The organism is Acidisoma silvae (assembly GCF_020618775.1).
GTDB classification, from domain to species: Bacteria; Pseudomonadota; Alphaproteobacteria; order Acetobacterales; family Acetobacteraceae; genus Acidisoma; species Acidisoma silvae.
Genome location: NZ_JAESVB010000001.1, coordinates 596,148 through 614,452, shown reverse-complemented (window position 1 = coordinate 614,452; position 18,305 = coordinate 596,148). Strand labels below are relative to the sequence as shown.

22 protein-coding genes are annotated in these 18,305 nt (G+C 65.6%); 19 read left to right on the top strand and 3 right to left on the bottom strand.

Going from position 1 to position 18,305, the window contains the following annotated elements; all coding sequences use genetic code 11:
* Positions 1-149: 149 nt before the first annotated feature.
* From ASILVAE211_RS02915 to ASILVAE211_RS02900, 4 genes are read left to right on the top strand one after another with little or no spacing between them, the layout of a single operon-like run.
* Positions 150-641: an urease accessory protein UreE gene (locus ASILVAE211_RS02915; RefSeq protein ID WP_227319773.1), complete on the top strand. Its 492-nt coding sequence runs from the start codon at positions 150-152 to the stop codon at positions 639-641.
* Positions 571-1,308: an urease accessory protein UreF gene (locus tag ASILVAE211_RS02910; protein ID WP_227319772.1), complete on the top strand. Its 738-nt coding sequence runs from the start codon at positions 571-573 to the stop codon at positions 1,306-1,308. Before ASILVAE211_RS02915 ends, ASILVAE211_RS02910 begins: the two co-directional genes overlap by 71 nt.
* A complete protein-coding gene (ureG, locus tag ASILVAE211_RS02905; RefSeq protein ID WP_227319771.1) occupies positions 1,305-1,931 on the top strand; it encodes an urease accessory protein UreG in 627 nt (208 codons plus the stop codon). Before ASILVAE211_RS02910 ends, ureG begins: the two co-directional genes overlap by 4 nt.
* 30 nt (positions 1,932-1,961) lie before the next feature.
* Positions 1,962-2,330 (top strand): cupin domain-containing protein, encoded by a 369-nt coding sequence (locus ASILVAE211_RS02900; protein WP_227319770.1) that lies wholly within the window; start codon positions 1,962-1,964, stop codon positions 2,328-2,330.
* A 54-nt stretch (positions 2,331-2,384) separates the two neighbouring features.
* Here ASILVAE211_RS02900 and ASILVAE211_RS02895 read toward each other — a convergent pair whose 3' ends face one another.
* A complete protein-coding gene (locus tag ASILVAE211_RS02895) occupies positions 2,385-3,884 on the bottom strand; it encodes a sensor domain-containing diguanylate cyclase (protein WP_227319769.1) in 1,500 nt (499 codons plus the stop codon).
* 189 nt (positions 3,885-4,073) lie between these two features.
* Entirely contained in the window at positions 4,074-4,412 is a 339-nt protein-coding gene (locus ASILVAE211_RS02890) for a TIGR02300 family protein (protein ID WP_227319768.1), read from the bottom strand.
* A 116-nt stretch (positions 4,413-4,528) separates the two neighbouring features.
* Here ASILVAE211_RS02890 and aroA point away from each other — a divergent pair, with 116 nt between their 5' ends.
* The 15 genes from aroA to ASILVAE211_RS26440 all read left to right on the top strand — a co-directional run bounded on the left by aroA (position 4,529) and on the right by ASILVAE211_RS26440 (position 16,963).
* Positions 4,529-5,890: a 3-phosphoshikimate 1-carboxyvinyltransferase gene (gene aroA, locus ASILVAE211_RS02885; RefSeq protein WP_227319767.1), complete on the top strand. Its 1,362-nt coding sequence runs from the start codon at positions 4,529-4,531 to the stop codon at positions 5,888-5,890.
* On the top strand, positions 5,887-6,546 hold the full coding sequence (gene cmk, locus ASILVAE211_RS02880) for a (d)CMP kinase (RefSeq protein ID WP_227319766.1): 660 nt from the start codon (positions 5,887-5,889) through the stop codon (positions 6,544-6,546). The genes aroA and cmk overlap by 4 nt, the downstream gene beginning before the upstream one ends.
* A 267-nt stretch (positions 6,547-6,813) precedes the next feature.
* On the top strand, positions 6,814-8,532 hold the full coding sequence (rpsA, locus tag ASILVAE211_RS02875; protein ID WP_227319765.1) for a 30S ribosomal protein S1: 1,719 nt from the start codon (positions 6,814-6,816) through the stop codon (positions 8,530-8,532).
* A gap of 97 nt (positions 8,533-8,629) precedes the next feature.
* Positions 8,630-9,544, top strand: coding sequence for a signal peptide peptidase SppA (gene sppA, locus ASILVAE211_RS02870; protein ID WP_227319764.1), 915 nt, complete (start codon positions 8,630-8,632; stop codon positions 9,542-9,544).
* An 89-nt stretch (positions 9,545-9,633) separates the two neighbouring features.
* Positions 9,634-9,939 (top strand): integration host factor subunit beta, encoded by a 306-nt coding sequence (gene ihfB / locus ASILVAE211_RS02865; protein ID WP_227305188.1) that lies wholly within the window; start codon positions 9,634-9,636, stop codon positions 9,937-9,939.
* An 8-nt stretch (positions 9,940-9,947) separates the two neighbouring features.
* Positions 9,948-10,196 (top strand): hypothetical protein, encoded by a 249-nt coding sequence (locus ASILVAE211_RS02860; protein WP_227319763.1) that lies wholly within the window; start codon positions 9,948-9,950, stop codon positions 10,194-10,196.
* 163 nt (positions 10,197-10,359) lie between these two features.
* Positions 10,360-10,728 carry a lipopolysaccharide assembly protein LapA domain-containing protein gene (locus ASILVAE211_RS02855; protein ID WP_227319762.1) on the top strand — a complete coding sequence of 123 codons (369 nt, stop codon included), beginning with the start codon at positions 10,360-10,362 and terminating at the stop codon, positions 10,726-10,728.
* A 5-nt stretch (positions 10,729-10,733) separates the two neighbouring features.
* Positions 10,734-11,444: an orotidine-5'-phosphate decarboxylase gene (gene pyrF, locus ASILVAE211_RS02850; RefSeq protein WP_227319761.1), complete on the top strand. Its 711-nt coding sequence runs from the start codon at positions 10,734-10,736 to the stop codon at positions 11,442-11,444.
* A complete protein-coding gene (locus ASILVAE211_RS02845) occupies positions 11,441-12,130 on the top strand; it encodes a phosphoribosylanthranilate isomerase (protein ID WP_227319760.1) in 690 nt (229 codons plus the stop codon). Before pyrF ends, ASILVAE211_RS02845 begins: the two co-directional genes overlap by 4 nt.
* 20 nt (positions 12,131-12,150) lie before the next feature.
* Complete coding sequence (gene trpB, locus ASILVAE211_RS02840) at positions 12,151-13,362, top strand: tryptophan synthase subunit beta (protein WP_227320121.1); 1,212 nt, start codon at positions 12,151-12,153, stop codon at positions 13,360-13,362.
* The gene (trpA, locus tag ASILVAE211_RS02835) at positions 13,359-14,189 is read left to right on the top strand and encodes a tryptophan synthase subunit alpha (RefSeq protein ID WP_227319759.1); all 831 of its coding nucleotides are present in this window, start codon (positions 13,359-13,361) and stop codon (positions 14,187-14,189) included. The genes trpB and trpA overlap by 4 nt, the downstream gene beginning before the upstream one ends.
* A gap of 37 nt (positions 14,190-14,226) precedes the next feature.
* A complete protein-coding gene (accD, locus tag ASILVAE211_RS02830; protein WP_227319758.1) occupies positions 14,227-15,123 on the top strand; it encodes an acetyl-CoA carboxylase, carboxyltransferase subunit beta in 897 nt (298 codons plus the stop codon).
* Between the two features lie 14 nt (positions 15,124-15,137).
* Positions 15,138-16,445, top strand: a complete 1,308-nt coding sequence (locus ASILVAE211_RS02825) for a bifunctional folylpolyglutamate synthase/dihydrofolate synthase (RefSeq protein WP_227319757.1) — start codon at positions 15,138-15,140, stop codon at positions 16,443-16,445.
* A gap of 56 nt (positions 16,446-16,501) precedes the next feature.
* A complete protein-coding gene (locus ASILVAE211_RS02820; protein WP_227319756.1) occupies positions 16,502-16,681 on the top strand; it encodes a hypothetical protein in 180 nt (59 codons plus the stop codon).
* 3 nt (positions 16,682-16,684) lie between these two features.
* The gene (locus ASILVAE211_RS26440) at positions 16,685-16,963 is read left to right on the top strand and encodes a type II toxin-antitoxin system RelE/ParE family toxin (RefSeq protein WP_227319755.1); all 279 of its coding nucleotides are present in this window, start codon (positions 16,685-16,687) and stop codon (positions 16,961-16,963) included.
* 18 nt (positions 16,964-16,981) lie between these two features.
* Here ASILVAE211_RS26440 and ASILVAE211_RS02810 read toward each other — a convergent pair whose 3' ends face one another.
* A complete protein-coding gene (locus ASILVAE211_RS02810) occupies positions 16,982-18,304 on the bottom strand; it encodes a cytochrome c (protein WP_227319754.1) in 1,323 nt (440 codons plus the stop codon).
* Position 18,305: the final 1 nt, after the last annotated feature.

Below are 18,305 nucleotides of genomic sequence, written 5' to 3'. Positions count from 1 at the left end.
CGCCCTGCCCTCCCTACTGTCATCCCCGGCCTTGTGCCGGGGATCCACCCGCTCGGGCGCTTGCACGACGTCAGGGCGCCGCAGCGGGTAGACCCGCGGGACAAGCCCGCGGGTGACGCGACCTTTGACGGTGGCTGGAAAGAGTAAATATGCGCGCGACTGAATATCTGGCGGCAGGAAGCTGGGCGAAGGACCAAGCGGCGGATGCCGTGCTGCTGGACCATGACCATCGGCATCGCCGCCGCTTTCTGCTCAAGACCGTCTCGGGCGCGGAATGCCTGCTGGACCTGCCGCAGGCCGTGGCCTTGAAGCATGGCGATGGGTTGCGCCTGGAAGACGGCCGCATTCTGGCCGTGCAGGCCATGCCGGAACGCGTGCTGGATATCCACGCCCATGACGAGGACGCGCTGATGCGCATCGCCTGGCACCTGGGCAACCGGCATCTGCCCGTGCAGTTCCTGCCCGGCGAAATCCGCATCCGCTACGATCACGTCATTGCCGAAATGGTCGAACTGCTCGGCGGCCATGCCGAGGAAAACGAAGCGCCTTTCGACCCGGAATCGGGTGCCTATGCGCCCGGCACCGGCGGCGGCCATCATCACCACCATCATGACGACGATGACCACCACCACCATGACTGAGGCGTCCCTCAGCGACGACGGCTTTCTGAAGCTGTTGACCTGGCTGTCGCCGGCCTTCCCCACGGGTGGCTTCGCTTATAGCCACGGCATCGAATGGGCCGTGGAAACGGGCGATGCGAAATCCACCGCCGGCATCGTCGGCTGGATCGTCGATATCCTGGAACAAGGCAGCGGGCGCACGGATGCTATTCTGCTGCGCCACGCCCATCGCGCGGCGGGTGACGCCGCCGCGCTGGCCGAGATCGCGGACCTGGCCGCTGCCCTGCCCGGCTGCCGCGAGCGACTGCTGGAGACGACAGCCCAGGGCAATGCCTTCCTCGCCGCCGCACGCGCCTGGCCACATCCTATATTGCAGCGGCTGGGCGACGATATCGCCTATCCGGTCGCGGTCGGCGCCGTGGCAGCTGCGCATGGCATTGCCGAGGACCGCGCAACTTTAGGCTTTCTGCACACATTCGCGGCCAATATGGTCTCCTCCGCCGTGCGCATCATTCCGCTGGGCCAGCAGGCGGGACTGCGCATCCTGGCAGCCCTTGAGCCCGTCCTCGTCGCGGTCTGCGATGAAAGCCGCGACCTGACATTGGACGATATCGGCAGCAGCGCCATCCGCGCTGACCTCGCCGCCATGCATCACGAAACGCAATATACGAGGTTGTTCCGCACATGAGTTCTTCACCCCACGGCCCGCTTCGCGTGGGCATCGGCGGCCCGGTCGGCACCGGCAAGACCGCGCTCATGGATGCGCTCTGCAAGACTTTGCGCGAGGCCTACAACATCGCGGCTATCACCAATGACATCTACACCAAGGAAGACGCGGAGTTTCTGACCCGCGCCGGCAGCCTGACGCCTGACCGCATCCTGGGCATCGAGACCGGCGGCTGCCCGCATACCGCCATCCGCGAGGATGCCAGCATCAATCTCGCCGGCGTCGCCGATCTCAACAAACGCTTCCCCGGCCTTGACGTGATCCTGATCGAAAGCGGCGGCGACAATCTGGCAGCCACCTTCAGCCCCGAGCTTGCGGACATCACCATCTATGTCATCGACGTTTCGGCCGGCGACAAGATCCCCCGCAAGGGCGGCCCGGGCATCACGCGCAGCGATCTTCTTGTCATCAACAAGATTGATCTGGCGCCCCATGTCGGCGCCAGCCTGGATGTGATGGACAGAGACTCGCGGAAGATGCGCGGCGAGCGGCCCTTCGTCTTCACCAATATCCGCGCGGGCCAGGGCGTGGCCGATATCGCGGCTTTCATCGAACGCCAGGGCGGCCTGTCCCGCGCGGCGTAACATTATCCCCAGGCAGACAGGGAGGCGGTCATGGCTGAGACGCTAAGGGCTTCTTTGAGCGCACACCTTGCCCGCCTGCCGGGGCCGCCGGATGCCATCTGGCCGGAAGGCGTGCCTTTTGCTGATGCCTTCCGCCACGGCACCATGTCGGTTGAAATCTTCGCCCCACGTGGCACGGACCGTCAGTCACCCCATGCGCAGGACGAGCTTTACGTCGTCGTCAGCGGCCGGGCGCGGTTCGACCATAACGGCACCGTCATGCCGGCCGAAACCGGCGACGTGCTCTTCGTGCCGGCCGGCAACCCGCATTTCTTTCTGGACATGAGCGACGATTTCGCGACCTGGGTGATTTTCTGGGGCCCCAGGGGCGGCGAGGTTCCCGAAACAGCGGCCGCCTGACGGCGGCGGGGTCCGCGTGCCGCCGCCTGCGGACAGGCCAGGATCAGGCCAGGATCAGGCCAGGGTAACGCGATTGCGGCCGGCGGCCTTGCTGCGATACAGCGCGGCATCGGCCTGCGCGACCAGCGCCTCGACGCTTTCGATCTCGCCGGCCTCGGCATAGGCCAACCCTACGCTGATGGTGACGATGTCGTTCCGCGGGGCATGCGCGAGCGCCAGAACCGACAGCTTCGTCCGGATTGTCTCGGCAATCATGACCGCGCCTTCGCGATGCGTATCCGGCAACACGACCGCGAATTCCTCACCGCCATAGCGGGCAGCGATATCGCCGGGCCTGCGTATGGTTTCTTCGATGCAGCGCGACAGCATCCGCAGAACGTTGTCGCCGGACTGGTGCCCGTAGTGGTCGTTATATTGCTTGAAATAATCGGCATCGATCATCAGCAGCGCGATGGGCTTGGCCGAACGCCGGCAGCGCCGCCATTCCCGCGCGATGCTTTCGTCGAAACCACGCCGGTTCAGCAATCCGGTCAGCGGATCCGTGCGCGCCAGTTCCTGCAATTGCAGATTCAATTCATGCAGCTGCCGGTCCTGCAGCAGTTTGCTTCGCAACTGCTGGATAACGGCGAGCATCAATGCCACCACGATCACCGCCAGAACGCCGACCGAAGCCAGCAGCACCAAAGCGCGGTTGTTCCAGCCGAGAAAAATATCCTGCTTGGACAGGCCAACGAAAACGTAAAGCGGCAAATCGCCGACGCGGCTTGCGGTAACAAGCCTGAAGTGGCCGTCGATCACCGATTTGCGTGATTCCCGGTAAATGCCGCCATTGGGTTCCTGCTCAAGCGCAGGCGGTACCGGCACGACCGCACAAATCTTTTCCGCGACCAAGGGCTTGCGGGCCAGCAGGATATGGTTGGCGTCGACCAGCCCGATGATGCCGTGATTGCCAAGCTTGATCTGGCTGAAGACACCTTGAATCCAGGACATCGGCAGCATCGCGATAACGTCGACAGTTTGGTTCGACCGCTGATCCTGCACCCGCCGGATCAGCGCCACCTCGGGCTCACGCGCCCGGGCTTTGACGACGCTGCTGATACCCAGCCCGTTGGCGCCAAAGCGCGCGCTGGATACGACGGTCGGGAGCACGCCGAGGTATTTGCTGGTCAGTTCCGGGCGCGAGCTCATCAGAACCTGCCCAGCGGCATTGACGACAATAATGTCACCGGCACTTTCGCGCTCGGCGATGCCACCGAAAAGATTGTCCACACCCGGCAGCATGCCGTCCTGCACCGACGACGACGCCAGCGTTGAGGCAATGTCCTGCAGACGGATATCGTAGCGGCTGACCTCAATCTGAACGGTCTGCTCGGCCAGGACGAGAATATTCTCGGCCATCATATTGGCGCGATAGATGAGGTCGGCCCGCCCTTCGAACAGGACGAGGATGCAGCCGGCGATCAGGACGACGATGGCGATGCCGATAACGGCGGCAATGCCGCGAAAGGACACCATCGCCGAGGCAAAGTTAGGCTTCAGCTTTGCCTCGGACATTGCCCCACGTCTCGGTTTCCCATTCCTGACAACTACGGCCGCCGTCGCGACAACCGATGCCAGCGCTTTGTAGCGGCTTGAGGCCGCATCGCCAAATAGGGAGATGCCTAGCCGATAGGGCAACAAGGCGAGACCTTGAAAAGGCTCCGCCCCGCGCGGCGAACCGGCGGGGCGGAGGGAAAGCCGACCTTACTGGTCGCGCTCGTCCGTGTCCTTCTCGACCTCGATCTCAGTCTCGATCGCGTCATCATCGTCGTCCAGGTCGGCGCTCTCGTCGAGCACGTCATCGTCCTCGGCGATTTCCTCGACCTCGACGGCTTCGACGTCGCCCTCTTCCTCACGGGCAGCCGGAACCGGCTTCTTCAGACGGCGGTCATCGACCGGCGTGCCGCCACGCTTCAGGCGCGGCTGCTCGGGCGGCTGTTCGGTGCCGCATTTCGGGCAGGTGGGCGTCGCCTTGCCCAGATCGTAGAAGCGCGTCCCGCAGGAGACGCACGTGCGCTTTGCGCCTAGTTCAGGCTTGACCATCGGGAGCCTCGTCAGGGGATTAGCCGTGTTCGGAAAGGGGGCGGCCTTGCCATCCTCAGACGCCGCTGTCAAACCCCATCTCCTCGCATGTGCCTTATTCGCGTCAAGAGAAGCTAATGGATCATTCCGCAAAAACCGCCCCTATCGCGGCACGCCCCCTGACAAGCCGGCGGGGACAGAGCGCTCTGACGGGCCGGATCCGCGTGCCAGGCGACAAGTCCATCAGCCACCGCGCGCTGATGTTCGGGGCGCTGGCCGAAGGCGAGACTCGCATCACCGGCCTGCTGGAGGGCGAGGATGTGCTCCGCACGGCGGACGCCATGCGGGCGCTGGGCGCCGAGGTCACGCAGTTGGGCAACGGCCATTGGCATGTTCGCGGGCAAGGGCGCGGCAAATTGCAGGAGCCGAAGGATGTGCTCGATATGGGCAATTCCGGCACGGCCGCGCGGCTGATTTGCGGCATTCTGGCCAGCCATCCGATTTTCGCGGTGCTGACCGGGGACGGCAGCCTGCGCAGCCGCCCCATGAAGCGCGTCACCGACCCGCTGTCCGGCACCGGCGCTCGGTTCGCGAGTCGCGCCGGCGGACGCCTGCCGCTGGCGATCGAAGGCACGGCAACGCCCTCGCCGCTGCACTACCGCCTGCCGGTGGCCTCCGCCCAAGTGAAGTCGGCGATCCTCCTCGCCGGCCTCAATGCCGAGGGCGAGACGGTGGTGGAAGAGCCGGAAGCGACGCGCGACCATACGGAAAACATGCTCCGTCATTTCGGCGCGACCGTCGCGGTCGAGGTGCAGGGCCATGGCCGCGTCGTCCGGTTGCAGGGCAAGCCCAGCCTGACGGCCGCCGATATCGTGGTGCCGGGTGACCCGTCCTCGGCCGCCTTCCCCATCGTCGCCGCCCTGATCGTGCCGGGCTCCGCCGTCACCATCGAGAATATCGGCCTCAACCCGCTGCGCACGGGCCTGTTCACGACCTTGCAGGACATGGGCGCGGACCTCACGATTGCGAATGAACGTATCGAAGGCGGCGAACCGGTAGGCGATCTCATCCTACGCGCCGGGCCGCTTCAGGCGGTCGAGGTGCCGCGCAGCCGCGTGCCCAGCATGGTCGACGAATTCCCGGTCCTGGCCGTCGCGGCCGCTTTCGCCCATGGCACCAGCCGCTTCCTTGGCCTGTCCGAACTGCGGGTCAAGGAAAGCGACCGGCTGGCGGCAACGGCGGCACTGCTGACCGTCAACGGCATCACGGTCGAGATCGAGGGCGATGATCTGATCATCCACGGCAGCGGTGGCGCGGCACCCGCCGGCGGCGGCACGGTGGAGACGCATATGGATCATCGCATCGCCATGTCCGCCCTCGTCCTCGGCCTCGCGACCCAGGCGCCGGTCACCGTGGACGACGCGGCTTTCATCGAAACCAGCTTCCCGAAATTCGTCGAACTCATGCACGGCCTCGGCGCGGATATCGGCGCGGCATGAGCGGCGCGATGCATGACCCCGCCGAACGGCCGCTGACGGTCGCGATCGACGGGCCGGCGGCCTCGGGCAAGGGAACTTTGGCGAAGCGTCTGGCCGTGGTGCTGGGCGTCCCGCATCTCGATACCGGCTTGCTGTATCGTGCGGTCGGCCGCCGTGTGCTGGACGCGGGCGCTGACCCCGCCGACGCCGCAGCAGCAACGGATGCCGCTGTGGCGCTCGTCCCGGAGGATCTCAGTCGTGCGGACCTGCGCGGCCCCGTGGCCGATGCCGCCGCCGCGAAGGTTGCATCGGTGCCCGGCGTACGCGCGGCCCTGCTGGATTTTCAACGTCGCTTTGCTCAAGGCGGCGCCGTTCTGGACGGGCGCGATATCGGAACCGTGGTGCTGCCGGATGCGCCGGTCAAACTCTTCGTGACGGCGGGGCTCGATGTCCGCGCGCAGCGCCGCTACCAGGAACTGGTCTCGCGCGGCGGCGCGGTGCCCGATTTCGAGACGATCCGTGCGGAAATGGCCGCGCGGGACGAGGCCGACCGCACACGGACGGCGGCACCCCTGCGCCCCGCAGAGGATGCCGCGATCCTGGATACCAGCGATCTCGACGCCGACGGCGCCTTGGCCCGGGCGGAAGCGATCATCCGCTGGAAACTGGGAGTCTGAGAGCTCAGCCCGCGGCCAAGCAATCGTTGCAACGGCGATGCGCCACCCGTCGCGTGGCTTTTGCTTGACTCATAGCCAACTCGGCGTATGTCTCCGCCCAAACCTCATGCGTTGTGTTGATACGCAGGCGGTTCGCTCTTTTAACCGGCCCGCGCGACAAGCGGGCAAGCCGTGTCGGCCGGGGATCGTCCCTTCAGGCCCCGATGCGCAGACCCTGTGCGGCTCCCCCTGGTGTCGCGCTATCTGATCAAGGACAGAAACAGCCACATGTCAGCCAGTTCCGACCTCCGCCCACGCGATATGTCCGCGGAGGAGGATTTTGCGTCCCTTCTTGACGAGACCCTCGGCCGCGACACCGGCTTCGACGGTTCCGTCGTTTCCGGCCGCGTGCTCCGCGTCACCGACGATGCCGTCATCGTCGATGTCGGCCTGAAGAGCGAAGGCCGCGTTCCTCTGAAGGAATTCGGCCCGCCGGGCCAGAAGCCGGAAGTCGCCATCGGCGATGTCGTCGAGCTTTATGTCGAACGCTACGAGGACCGTGACGGTTCCATCGTGCTGTCGCGTGAAAAGGCCCGCCGCGAGGAGTCCTGGACCAACCTTGAGAAGGCTCATGCCGCCAACCAGCGCGTGAACGGCACGATCTACAGCCGCGTCAAGGGTGGCTTCACCGTCGACCTCGGCGGCGCCGTGGCCTTCCTGCCGGGCAGCCAGGTCGATATCCGCCCCGTGCGCGACGTCGGCCCACTGATGGGCACGCCGCAGCCCTTCCAGATCCTGAAGATGGACCGCGCACGCGGCAACATCGTCGTCTCCCGCCGTGCTGTCCTCGAAGAGACCCGTGCGGAGCAGCGCAGCGAGCTGATCCAAGGCCTCAAGGAAGGCATGATCCTGGACGGCGTTGTGAAGAACATCACCGATTACGGCGCTTTCGTGGATCTGGGTGGCGTCGATGGCCTCCTGCATGTCACCGACATCGCCTGGCGCCGCATCAACCACCCGTCCGAAGCGCTCCAGATCGGCCAGCCCGTCAAGGTGCAGGTCATCCGCTTCAACCAGGACACGCAGCGCATCAGCCTCGGCATGAAGCAGCTTGAGATTGATCCGTGGGAAGGTGTGGCCGCGAAGTATCCGCCGGGTGCGAAGTTCACCGGCCGCGTCACCAACATCACCGACTACGGCGCCTTCGTGGAGCTGGAGCCGGGCGTCGAAGGTCTGGTGCACGTTTCCGAAATGTCCTGGACGAAGAAGAACGTCCATCCGGGCAAGATCGTCGCCACCAGCCAGGAAGTCGATGTTCTGGTGCTCGATGTCGATGCGTCCAAGCGCCGCATCTCCCTCGGCCTCAAGCAGGTTCAGCGCAACCCGTGGGAGCAGTTCGTCGAAGAGCATCCGGTCGGCACCGAGATCGAAGGCGAAATCCGCAACATCACGGAATTCGGCCTCTTCATCGCGATCACCGCGGATATCGACGGCATGGCCCACATGTCCGACCTGTCCTGGGACGAAGCCGGCGAGCAGGCGATCACCCGCTACAACAAGGGCGACGTCATCAAGGCGAAGGTTCTCGACGTCGATGTCGAGAAGGAGCGCATCAGCCTCGGCATCAAGCAGCTGCGTGATGATCCGGCGGCCGGCGTGTTCGATCGCGTCCACAAGGGCGATATCGTGACCTGCGTCGTGACGGCCGTGCAGGCCAATGGCGTCGAAGTCTCGGTTGACGAAGTCCTCACCGGCTTCATCCGCCGCGCCGAACTCGCCCGCGACAAGGGTGATCAGCGCCCCGACCGCTTCGCCGTCGGCGAAAAGGTCGATGCCAAGATCATCTCGGTGGACCGCGCTGCCCGCAAGCTCGCGCTCACCATCCGTGGCAAGGAAATGGACGAAGACAAGCAGGCCATTCAGGACTTCGGCTCCGCCGACTCCGGTGCCTCGCTGGGTGACATCCTGGGTGCGGCGATCCGTCGCCGTAACCAGCAGACCGACTGATCTCTCGACCTCGGCCTCACGGCCTGGGTAAAAGGGGCCGTGGGTGGCGCGAAAGCGCTGCCCACGGCCTTTTCTTTTGGTTTGGACAAATCCCTGCATGAGCCTTGAAACCGACCTCATTCTCGACCGGCGCCGGCTCAAGCGGCGGCTGATCACCTGGCGCGTCGTCGCGGTGCTGGCCGTGGTCCTGGCGGCCATCGCGGTCGTCGGCCGCATCGGCTTTCCGCTGCCGGGCAGCCGCTATGTCGCCGTGCTGCATGTGACCGGCATCATCACCGACGACGAGAAGCGGGTGCGGGCTGTCTCCGCCCTCGCCGCTGACCCCGATGTCGCGGCGCTGATGGTGGAGATCGACAGCCCGGGCGGGTCGGTCGCCGGCGGTGAGGCACTGCACGATGCCGTCGCGAAAGTGGCGGCCGTGAAGCCGGTCGTGACCGTCATGGGCGGTACAGCGGCCTCGGCCGGCTATATGATCGCCGTGCCGGCCGCCCGCATCTTTGCGCGGCAATCGACCATCACGGGTTCCATCGGCGTCATCATGGAAGCGCCGGAATTTTCCGGCCTCCTGGATAAGCTCGGGATCGATGTGCAGACCCTGGTCTCCGGCCCGCTGAAAGGCCAGCCGAGCTATTCCGCGCCGATGACACCGGCCGGCCATGTGGCGCTGCAATCCCTGCTCATGGACCTGTATGACCAATTCGTCGGCATGGTCGCCACGGGCCGCCATATGAGCTTCGATGACGTGAAAAAGCTGGCCGACGGCCGCGCCTATACCGGGCGGCAAGCGATCGGCTTGCACCTTGTCGATCAGATCGGTGGGGAGGATGACGCCCGAGCCTGGTTGGCCTCAGCCAAAAAAATTCCGACGGACCTGCCGACGCGTGATGTGCACGCGCGAAAGACAGGGGTCTCGTTTTTGGGATTTCGGCTGAACGGACTGGCTAATCTCTTGTTTTCCCAGACAGTTCCGCTTGACGGCGCCTTGGCACTCTGGCAGCCTTCCATCGACTGACGCGCCTTGGACAACGGGTCGGCATCGCGACCTCGTCTTGGCGCGTAACCTGATAGCGTTCCGCTGAGAAAAGGGTGAAGGCCAGCCGCATGACGAAGTCTGAGCTGATCGCCGCACTCGCTGAAGCCAATCAGCACCTGACCGCCAAGGATGTGGAAACCATCGTCGGCACCATTTTCGACCAGATCAGCGTGGCGCTGGCCCGGGGGGAACGGGTGGAACTGCGCGGCTTCGGGGCCTTCACGGTCAAGCAGCGGGTGGCCCGCACGGGCCGCAATCCGCGTACCGGTGAAGCGGTCGCGGTGGATGAGAAAGTCGTGCCCTTCTTCAAGGCCGGCAAGGAACTCCGCAGCCGGGTCAATCGCGGCCCGATTCCCGGCGGCAAGGGCGAGTAATCTGCGCCATGACGCGCCAACGCCCTTTGGGCAAAACGGCGCGCAATGAAAAGCTGAAGCTCGCTGCGAGCTTTTTCAACTCATTGGCGGTCAGCGCCGTCGTCGCCGCCTTCGTCGTGCCCGGGGTTGGTATTACTGAGCATCGTTCCCCAGATCCCTATAGATGGCATCTTGTTTTTGTGGTCGCCTGCTGGTGCTTTTTCGGCGTATGGTTGCATATTGTCGCACAAGCGTTCCCAGGGAGGCTCGTCGATTAAATGTCGGTTGACACCGTTGCTTGGGTTCTTCCGCTCGCACTCAGTGCGGTGGCTATTGTTGCTCAATGGTGGATTCGCCACCACTGACTGCGGTTCGCCTTTATCGTGAGAGTGTGAGCCGCGCATATTTCCCCCATCCGCGCTGATCGCTTACACTCCCGCCATGCTCCGCTTGATCCCCGCTCTCATCCTCGTCCTGATCCTCATCGTGTTCGGCCTGTCGAACCGGGAAACAGTGACGCTCGGCTTCTGGCCCACCGATTACGCGGCAAGCCTGCCGCTGTCGGTCGCTATCCTCATCGGTATGGCCCTCGCCTTTTTGCTGGGCGCTTTGATCGTCTGGCTGGACCATTTGGGTCTCGGTCGCCGCGCGCGCCGGGCGGAGGCGCAGGTGCGCCGCCTACAGGCGCAACTGGCCGAGGCCGAGCTGCGACACGCGCCCCCTATTATGCCGGTGACCATGATGCCGCCGGCTCGTACCCCCGTTATGGCCGGAACCGTTTCCGCTCCCCTGCCCCCGCCTGAGGCCTAAAGACCATGACCAAACCCGCCAACCCGATCATCGCGGCCATCGACACGACGGATCTCGCCACGGCCAAGCAGTGGTCCGCGCAATTGGGCGATCATGTCGGCCTGCTGAAACTCGGCCTCGCCTTCTATCTTGCCCATGGGCAGTCCGGCGTGCGCGCCGTGACCGACCGGCCGGTCTTCCTCGACCTCAAGCTGCATGACATCCCCAATACTGTCGCGGGCGGGGTGAAGGCCGTGCTGCCGCTGAGCGCCGCGATGCTGACGCTTCATGCCGGCGGCGGTTCGGCCATGATCGCCGCCGCGCGCAACGCCGCCGAGGCCGCCGGCCCGGCCCGGCCCAAACTGCTGGCCGTCACCGTTCTGACCAGCCTTTCGGCCGAGGCTTTGGCTGAGACCGGAGTCGCGGACAGTCCGGCGGCGCAGGTTCTGCGCCTCGCCAGGATGGCGCTGAAATCCGGCGCGGACGGGCTGGTGTGCAGCCCCCAGGAAGTCGCCATGCTTCGCGCCGAAATCGGGCCGGAGCCTTTGCTGGTCGTGCCGGGCATCCGTCCCCTGGGTGCCGATATCGGCGATCAGGCGCGCACGCTGACACCGCGCGAGGCGATGAGCGCCGGCGCCGATTGGCTGGTTATCGGCCGGCCGATTACGGGCGCTGCCGACCCGGCCGGCGCTGCCGCCGCCATTGCCGCCGATCTGGCGACTGGCGGATCGTCATGAAAGTCAAAATCTGCGGCCTGAACGATGCCACCGCCTATGAGGCGGCAGTCGAGGCCGGCGCGGATTACACGGGCTTCGTCTTCTTTCCGCGTTCCCCGCGTTTCGTGACGCCAGCCCAGGCGGCTGTCATCCGCGCCGTGCGGCCCGACGGGCCACCGGCCGTGGGCCTGTTCGTGAAACCCGAACTGGATCAGATCGCCGAAGTCCTGGAGTCGATGCCGCTGGATATCTTCCAGATCTATGGCACGCCGGATCTGGCGCAGGCTGTGCGCGCCCGCTTCGGCCGGCCGGTCTGGCTGGCGCGCGGCATCTCAGCCCGCGAGGAACTTGCCGCCGCCGAGGCGGCCGGCGTGGGGCTGGACGCGCTGATGATCGAAAGCAAGCCGCCACCGGGCGCGGACCGGCCGGGCGGCAATGCAACGGCGCTCGATTGGTCGATCCTCGCCGGCTGGACACCGTCCCTGCCCTGGCTGCTGGCGGGCGGGCTGACGCCCGAAAACGTCGGCGAGGCCATCATCGCGTCCGGTGCGACAGCGGTGGACGTCTCCTCCGGCGTCGAAAGCAGCCCTGGCATTAAGGATTTGGCGCGCATCAGGAATTTCATAACGGCGTCACGAAACGCGGGTCGCGGCCTTTCGGCCGGCAAGCCTGCGGAGTATGAGAGCACCGGTCAGGGGGTCTCGTGAACCAGCATTTCTCTTCAGGCATAGCCGGCGGCCAGAACAGCCTGCGCAATTACCCCGATGATCGTGGCCGGTTCGGCCAGTTCGGCGGGCGCTTCGTGGCCGAGACGCTGATGCCCGTCATCCGCGAGGTTGAGCGCGCCTATCTCGAAATCAAGGATGATGCCGAGTTCCATGCCGAGCTTGACGGCTACCTGAAGAACTATGTCGGCCGCCCCAGCGCCCTTTGGTATGCCGAGCGCCTGACGGAGCATCTGGGCGGCGCGAAGATTTATTTGAAGCGCGAAGACCTGAACCACACCGGCGCGCATAAGATCAATTCCTGCATGGGCCAGATTCTGCTGGCCCGCCGCATGGGCAAGACGCGCATCATCGCCGAGACCGGCGCCGGCCAGCATGGCGTGGCGACGGCCACCGTCTGCGCGCTGTTTGGCCTGCCCTGCGTCATTTATATGGGTGCCACCGACGTCGAGCGGCAGAAGCCCAATGTCTTCCGCATGAAGCTGCTCGGCGCCGAGGTCCGCCCGGTCGAAGCCGGGGCCGGCACGCTGAAGGATGCGATGAACGAGGCGCTGCGCGACTGGGTGACCAACGTGCACGACACCTATTACCTCATCGGCACCGCCGCCGGCCCGCATCCCTTCCCCGCCATGGTGCGCGATTTCCAATGCGTGATCGGCAATGAGGCGAAGGCCCAGCTGATGGAGGCCGAAGGCCGCCTGCCGGATGTCGCCATCGCCTGCGTCGGCGGCGGGTCGAACGCCATCGGCCTGTTCCATCCCTTCCTGGACGAGGCCGTGAAGCTGATCGGCGTCGAAGCCGGCGGTCACGGCATCGATACCGACAAGACCGCCGCCAGCCTGGCGCGCGGGAAGCCGGGCGTGCTGCATGGCAACCTGACCTATCTGCTGCAGAACGACGACGGCCAGATTCAGGAAGCGCATTCCATCAGCGCTGGCCTGGACTATCCGGGCCTTGGGCCGGAACATTCCTTTCTGTTCGAGAATGGCCGCGTCGAATACGTGCCGATCAATGACGACGAGGCGCTGGAAGCCTTCCAGCTTCTGTGCCGCGTCGAAGGCATCATCCCAGCGCTGGAAAGCGCTCATGCTTTGGCCCATGTCACCAAGCTGGCGCCGACGCTGGGACGCGACCAGATCATCCTCGTCAATCTCAGCGGCCGCGGCGACAAGGACATCTTCACGGTCGCCGCCCATACGGGGGTCACGCTGTGAGCCGGATTGCCGCACGTTTCGCCAGCCTGAAGAAGGAAGGGCGCGGCGCGCTTATCCCCTTCCTGGAAGCCTTCGACCCCGATCTGGAAACCAGCCAGGCGATTCTGGCCGGGATGCCGGCGGCCGGTGCCGATCTGATCGAAATCGGCATGCCCTTCACCGACCCGATGGCCGACGGCCCCATCATTCAGCTGGCCGGCCAGCGCGGCCTGAAGGCCGGCGCAACTCTCAAAGGCACGCTGGCCATGGTGCGCCGCTTCCGCGAGGCGGATGACCGTACGCCGATCGTGCTGATGGGCTATCTAAACCCGATCGTGGCTTACGGTCCCGAGGCCTTCTGCCAGGACGCTGCGGCCGCCGGTGTCGACGGGCTGATCGCGGTCGACCTGCCGCCCGAGGAAGCCGATCTGCTGGCCCCGCATGCGGCAGCCCAGGGAATCGACATCATCCGGCTGGTGGCGCCGACGACCGACGAGAGCCGGCTGCCCTATGTTCTCGAAGGCAGTTCCGGCTTCGTCTATTACGTCAGCATCGCCGGCATCACCGGCACGCGCACGGCGAGCTCCGCCGACCTGTCCGCTGCCATCCCGCGCGTGCGGAAATTCACCGATCTGCCGATCGCCATCGGCTTCGGCATCCGCACCCCCGAACAGGCGGCCAATGCGACCGAAATCGCGGATGCCGCCATCGTTGCTTCCGCCTTGATCGATACCCTCGCCCGCACCCTCGATGAGGACGGACGAGCCCTTCCCGGCACGGTCGATGCCGTGCTGGATCAGGTCCGCGCCTTGGCGGAGGCCGTGCGCGGCGTCCGCGTGGCGGCCTGACCCAGCCCTTCACCGTTATGGAGTTGAGAGACCGCAGATGAGCTGGCTCACCGATATCGTCCGCCCCAAGATCCGTACCCTGCTCGGCCGCAAGGAAGTGCCGGACAATCTCTGGCACCAATGCCCGGCCTGCCAGCAGATGATCTTCCAGCGCGATCTGGAAACCAATCTGAAGGTCTGCCCGCATTGCGGCCATCATATGCGCGCCTCGGCCAAGGAACGCCTGGCCTGGACCTTCGACGACGGCCAATTCACGCAGATCGACACGCCGCGCGTGCCGCAGGATCCGCTGCGCTTCCGCGACCAGAAGCGCTATACGGACAAGCTGAAGGACGCCCGCGACAAGACCAAGCTGGATGACGCGATCGTCGTCGGCCATGGTCTTCTCGGTGGCCGCAAGGCGGTCGTGGCGGCCATGGAATTCGGCTTCCTCGGTGGCTCCATGGGTGCCGCCGTCGGTGAAGGCATCGTCGCCGCCGCCAAGCTGGCGGTGCTGCAAAAGGCGCCGTTCATCATGTACACCGCCTCGGGCGGCGCGCGCATGATGGAAGGCGCCATCAGCCTGATGCAGATGCCGCGCACCACCATCGCGGCACAGATGGTGAAGGAAGCGGGGCTTCCCTATATCGTCGTTCTGTCCGACCCGACGACCGGCGGCGTGACCGCCAGCTTCGCCATGCTGGGCGATATCCAGATCGCCGAGCCGGGTGCCATGATCGGCTTTGCCGGTGCGCGCGTGATCGAACAGACGGTGCGCGAAAAGCTGCCGGACGGGTTCCAGCGCTCGGAATATCTGTATGACCACGGCATCATCGACATGATTTCGCGCCGCGCGGATCTGCGCGACACGCTGATCCGCGTGGCCAGCCTGCTGCTGCCGCCGGTGCCGGTGGACGTCCCTGTGCCGCCGACCTCATCCGACCTCGCCGCCTAAGGGGCGCAGAAACGATGGCCGGCCTCGCCATTCGCGAGCGGGAACGGAGCCAGGATCCGCGCGTCGACGGCATTCTGGAGCGGCTGCTCAGCCTCTATCCGCGTGCGATCGACCTCGATATGGGGCGCTTGCTCACCCTGCTGGGCAAGCTTGGCGATCCGCACCAGAAACTGGCGCCTGTGCTGCATGTCGCGGGCACCAACGGCAAGGGCAGTACCTGCGCCTTCGCCCGCGCCATCGCCGAAGCGGCCGGTTTGCGGGTTCAGGTCTATACCTCGCCGCATCTGGTCGATTTCAACGAACGCATCCGCTTGGCGGATGGGCTGGTTTCGCATCGCCGCCTGGCCGATACGCTGGAACTGGTGGAGCGCGCCAATGACGGTGCGCCGATCACCGTCTTCGAGGTCATTACCGCTGCCGCTTTCGTGCTCTTCGCCGAAGACCCGGCCGATCTCTGCATCCTGGAAGTGGGCCTGGGCGGACGCGGCGACGCCACCAATGTCGTGGACCGTCCGGCGGCCTGCGCCATCACCTCGATCTCCATCGACCATCGGGATTTCCTGGGCGACAGCCTGACCGGCATCGCCGCCGAAAAGGCCGGCATCATCAAGCCGGGCGTGCCGGTGGTGACGGGCGTGCAGAAGCCGGAGGTGCTGGCGGTCTTCACCCGTATCGCGGCCGAGCGCGGCGCGCCCTTTGCGGCTCGTGGCGAGGATTGGCATATCGCGCCCACGGCGGACGGGCTAGACTTCACCGATACCCATGGCAGCCTGGCGCTGCCTTTTCCGTCTCTGGTTGGGCCGCATCAATACGACAATGCCGGCATCGCGGTGGCCGCCCTGCGCGCCTCCGGCCTGATGATCCCCGACCGCGCCTTCGCCACAGGGCTGGCGCGGGCCGAATGGGCCGGGCGCATGCAGAGACTGGGCGGCCCCCTGGCCTCCTTGCTGCCGACCGATTGGGAGCTTTGGCTGGACGGCGCGCATAACCCCGGCGCCGGCGCCGCTTTGGCACAGCATTTGACAGGCTGGGCGGATCGCCCGCTGCATCTCGTCATCGGCATGAAGCAGGGCAAGGACGCGGCCGAATTCCTGAAACCCATCCTGCCTTTCGCCGCCTCCGTCTGGGCAGTGGCCGAGCCCGAGCAGCATCTGGCGCTGTCGGTGGAGGATGTAATCCTGGCCTCGGGCGGCGCGGCGCGTGCCGGCGGCACGGTGGCCGAGGCACTCAGCCAGTTGGCCGCCGAAGCGGCCGCCGCACCCGCCCGCGTGCTGGTCTGCGGCTCGCTTTATCTCGCGGGCGCGCTACTGCGGCAGGCGTAAGCTTCTTGCCATCTTCGACTTTGTGCTAAACTCGCTCCCGCAACGGAGGGTTTGCTATGGCCGATCCCGCACCGAAATCGGTTTTCGATCTAGAAGAAGATACAGCCTTGGAAGCCCGCCTAGATGCTGAGGCGGAAGCAGAGATTGCTGCCGGCAACACCGTGCCTCATCATAAAGTTCGTGTTTGGCTGAAAGACTTGGCCGAAGGCCGGAAATCGTCCCCGCCGAAACGCTGAGGCATGCGCGTCATTTGGACTGATGCGGCGCTGCGCGGTGTCAGCCGCGCCTATGACTATCTTTTTGAATTCAACCCTTACGCAGCACGGCACCTCGCCGACTCTCTTCTAAGAACAGGCGAAGCCCTCCACCACTTTCCGCATCGCGGGAGGATCGTCACGGGCTCTGCCTTGCGAGAGATTGTGGTGACGCATCCTTATATTCTGCGATACCGGGTACAGGGCGATGAGGTCGTCATCTTGCGGGTCCGACACGCCGCACGAAAACCGACGGCGCCGTAGCGCCGCCGGGTGTTTCGGTCAGGGCGAGACCGGCGTCGCCGTGTTCCGCATGGCCTTGACCTGATCGGCCGTGACCGTGCTGCCCTTATTGCCCCAGCTGGTCTGGATGAAGGTCACGACATCCGCGATCTCCTGGTCGTTCAGCACCTTCGCATAGGGCCCCATGACGAGGGAGGACGGTGCGGTCGCAATGCCGGGCAGGCGTGACCCGGACAGCACGATATGAATGATCGAGGTCGGGTCATTCGTCTGGAGAACCGGATTGCCGGCCAGGGCGGGGAAGGTGCGGGCATAGCCCTGCCCGTCCGTGCGATGGCAGGCGGCACAGCGATCGACATAGATCTGCGCGCCGCGTGCGCTGGCGTCACCCGCGAACAGCGCCTTGGATTGCGTGTCGTCATAGGTATAGGACGCGGCATCGGCGTGCTGCGCCGGCAGCGACTTCAGGTATTTGGCGATGCTGTGCAGGTCGTTGTCCGACATGAATTGCATCGAATCGGCCACGACGTCGTTCATGCCGCCGAAGATCGCCGTGTGCTGGTTGCGGCCGGTCTTGAGCAAAGCGACGATGTCATCCTCGCGCCATCGGCCGAGGCCCGTTGCATTGTCACCGCGCAGGCTCGGCGCCACCCAGCCGTCCACCGCGCCGCCGCCGGCCAGATAGTTGGGGCTTGTGCCGGTCAGCGCCGTTTCCTGCATGCCGATGCCGCGCGTCGTGTGGCAGGCGCCGCAATGGCCCAGACCCTCGACGAGATATTCGCCACGCGCGACGGAGGGCGCATCCGAACCGCCGATATCGGCCGATGTCGTGCTGGTCTCCGCCACGCCCGCACCGGGTCCAAAGATCCAGCCCCAGGCCCGCAGCGGATAGCGGCCGATCCCCAGCAGCGGAATGGTGGACGGCGTGTTCTGCTGCGCCACCGGCTGAACGCCCTGGTGGAAATAGGCGTAGAGCGCCTTCATGTCGGCGTCCGAGACACGCGCATAGGACGGATAGGGCATCGCGGGCAGCACCGCGCCGCCCGACGGCAGCACGCCCGTGCGCATCAGGCGCGCGAAATCCTGCTCGCTCCAATTGCCGATGCCGGTGTCCGCATCCGGCGTGATGTTGGAGGTGAAGACCTTGCCGAACGGCGTCTGGATCGGCAGGCCGCCCGCGAAGGGCTTGCCGCCCGGCGCGGTATGGCAGGCGGCGCAGTCCCCCGCGCGGGCCAGATACTGGCCCTGGGCGATGGTCGCCGCATCGGCGCTGCCGTTCGTCGTCTGCGCATTCGCGCCATGCGCGAAGGCAGGCAGGGACAGGGCGAGGGCGAAACCCGTGAGAAGATGGCGGAGTTTCATC

Bases quoted from the DNA above. Each gene is read 5' to 3' on its own strand.
- rpsA (WP_227319765.1), top strand. From the start codon at position 6,814: ATGTCAGCCAGTTCCGACCTCCGCCCACGCGATATGTCCGCGGAGGAG.
- ASILVAE211_RS02825 (WP_227319757.1), top strand. From the start codon at position 15,138: ATGGCCGGCCTCGCCATTCGCGAGCGGGAACGGAGCCAGGATCCGCGC.
- ureG (WP_227319771.1), top strand. From the start codon at position 1,305: ATGAGTTCTTCACCCCACGGCCCGCTTCGCGTGGGCATCGGCGGCCCG.
- ASILVAE211_RS26440 (WP_227319755.1), top strand. From the start codon at position 16,685: ATGCGCGTCATTTGGACTGATGCGGCGCTGCGCGGTGTCAGCCGCGCC.
- ihfB (WP_227305188.1), top strand. From the start codon at position 9,634: ATGACGAAGTCTGAGCTGATCGCCGCACTCGCTGAAGCCAATCAGCAC.
- ASILVAE211_RS02845 (WP_227319760.1), top strand. From the start codon at position 11,441: ATGAAAGTCAAAATCTGCGGCCTGAACGATGCCACCGCCTATGAGGCG.
- ASILVAE211_RS02820 (WP_227319756.1), top strand. From the start codon at position 16,502: ATGGCCGATCCCGCACCGAAATCGGTTTTCGATCTAGAAGAAGATACA.
- ASILVAE211_RS02810 (WP_227319754.1), bottom strand. From the start codon at position 18,304: ATGAAACTCCGCCATCTTCTCACGGGTTTCGCCCTCGCCCTGTCCCTG.
- accD (WP_227319758.1), top strand. From the start codon at position 14,227: ATGAGCTGGCTCACCGATATCGTCCGCCCCAAGATCCGTACCCTGCTC.
- sppA (WP_227319764.1), top strand. From the start codon at position 8,630: ATGAGCCTTGAAACCGACCTCATTCTCGACCGGCGCCGGCTCAAGCGG.
- ASILVAE211_RS02855 (WP_227319762.1), top strand. From the start codon at position 10,360: ATGCTCCGCTTGATCCCCGCTCTCATCCTCGTCCTGATCCTCATCGTG.
- cmk (WP_227319766.1), top strand. From the start codon at position 5,887: ATGAGCGGCGCGATGCATGACCCCGCCGAACGGCCGCTGACGGTCGCG.
- ASILVAE211_RS02900 (WP_227319770.1), top strand. From the start codon at position 1,962: ATGGCTGAGACGCTAAGGGCTTCTTTGAGCGCACACCTTGCCCGCCTG.
- ASILVAE211_RS02890 (WP_227319768.1), bottom strand. From the start codon at position 4,412: ATGGTCAAGCCTGAACTAGGCGCAAAGCGCACGTGCGTCTCCTGCGGG.
- ASILVAE211_RS02910 (WP_227319772.1), top strand. From the start codon at position 571: ATGCGCCCGGCACCGGCGGCGGCCATCATCACCACCATCATGACGACG.
- ASILVAE211_RS02895 (WP_227319769.1), bottom strand. From the start codon at position 3,884: ATGTCCGAGGCAAAGCTGAAGCCTAACTTTGCCTCGGCGATGGTGTCC.
- aroA (WP_227319767.1), top strand. From the start codon at position 4,529: ATGGATCATTCCGCAAAAACCGCCCCTATCGCGGCACGCCCCCTGACA.
- ASILVAE211_RS02860 (WP_227319763.1), top strand. From the start codon at position 9,948: ATGACGCGCCAACGCCCTTTGGGCAAAACGGCGCGCAATGAAAAGCTG.
- ASILVAE211_RS02915 (WP_227319773.1), top strand. From the start codon at position 150: ATGCGCGCGACTGAATATCTGGCGGCAGGAAGCTGGGCGAAGGACCAA.
- pyrF (WP_227319761.1), top strand. From the start codon at position 10,734: ATGACCAAACCCGCCAACCCGATCATCGCGGCCATCGACACGACGGAT.